Origin of the sequence: Pararhizobium antarcticum (assembly GCF_001885585.1) — a bacterium.
Taxonomy (GTDB): Bacteria; Pseudomonadota; Alphaproteobacteria; order Rhizobiales; family Rhizobiaceae; genus Pararhizobium; species Pararhizobium antarcticum.
Genome location: NZ_LSRP01000048.1, coordinates 1 through 1370, shown reverse-complemented (window position 1 = coordinate 1370; position 1370 = coordinate 1). Strand labels below are relative to the sequence as shown.

Here is a 1370-nt window from a genome sequence, read left to right as displayed (position 1 = left end):
AGAGACCGCGTGAGTTGCTGCGTTTAAAGCGCCGTTCAGAAAATGATTTGATTGTCGCTGATTTGAGCCCACACTTCCTGCTCTGAAACCAAGCTTTGAACCGCCGGGCACTAGTGACAAAACCCTGAGCAGAAAACCATACCTAGAGGTGGCTCACTTCTCGGTGGAAAAACCGGCTCAGTTCCGCGTGGAAGCCAACACTCGAATGTTGCTTCCAAGCTCTGGACGCATTTTAAAGCATCCCAAACTGCTTTCTCCAGATTTCATGCCGAGCATCGCAAAAAAGTTGCGCCATACTCTACCCGTTATCTCAGCCCGCGTGACGCAAAAGCGCGTGCAGTCTCAAGTTCGATCCCGAGATCGGTAGCTTTCGTCGGATCGGTGCGCATACTGGTTGGTTCAGCTGTCAGGCGAGCGTAAATGGCGGCGAGACGATCACCTGCCGGGGAACCCATAGTAGCGTTCATTCCCTCGGCAAAAGCCTCTGGTGGGATTGAAACGTAGGTAATTTCCCGTCCGAGCCCTGCGCCAATCTCTCGGGCAAGCTCGGCTCCGGTTAGCGGTTCAGGCCCGCCAATTGGGAGGGTCTGACCATCGCAACCGCCTCCAGCAACAGCAGCGACCCACTGACCCAAGGTCCGGTGGGACATCCACGAGATTTCCGCTTTGGGATCAGCTGGGTACGTAATCATGCCTGCAGCTAGTCCTTGAGCGGCCCATGGTGCCGCGAGATTGTCCAAATAAACTGTTGGCTGAAGGATCACATATGGCAACCCGCTCGAAATGACGCAGTGTTGCGCTTGGTGCAGGTCTGCAAAAAATGGATGGGCTTCGGCAGGCCCGGGAGTCCCGCCGACGTTTAGCACGATGCGCTTGACTGCACCCTGTATCGCTGCTGTGATCCAGAGCTCAACGAAGTCCGTCATAGCTGATGGTCGGTGATCTTGAGGGATCGTCAGCACGAGTGTATCGGCATCGAATACTCGACCTGGGACATTGCCGTCGCGACTTCTGCTTGAACCCTCGACATGCCACCCGGAGGCACGCAAAGCGTGGGCGATGGCGGTAGACTGAGCACCGGTGATTGCGGGGATGAATGCTTTAGGCATGTGTGGGCTTCCTCTTTTCGGCTAAGGTCGCTTCTGCCATAGTCGGTAAAGTTACGTAAGTACGCAGGATTTTGGAACGTAGTATGGAAACAGATACTGCCTGTGCCGACCCGGATAGGTGTCCGGTCGAAATTACATTGTCTGCCATTGGCGGAAAGTGGAAGGCGTTAATCTTATATCACACAATGATAAGTGTCCGTCCGGAGACTTTGAGAATCGGCGGAATCGGTTAGCGGACTTCGGTTTGCGGGTTGTGCGCGG

General features: G+C 54.8%; 1 protein-coding gene. It reads right to left on the bottom strand.

Annotated elements, in window-relative coordinates; all coding sequences use genetic code 11:
* Window positions 1-305: 305 nt before the first annotated feature.
* Window positions 306-1109: an NmrA family NAD(P)-binding protein gene (locus AX760_RS04860; RefSeq protein WP_139276449.1), complete on the bottom strand. Its 804-nt coding sequence runs from the start codon at window positions 1107-1109 to the stop codon at window positions 306-308.
* Between the last annotated feature and the right edge of the window lie 261 nt (window positions 1110-1370).

Coding starts and splice junctions, on each gene's coding strand:
- AX760_RS04860 (WP_139276449.1), bottom strand. CDS start 1,109: ATGCCTAAAGCATTCATCCCCGCAATCACCGGTGCTCAGTCTACCGCC.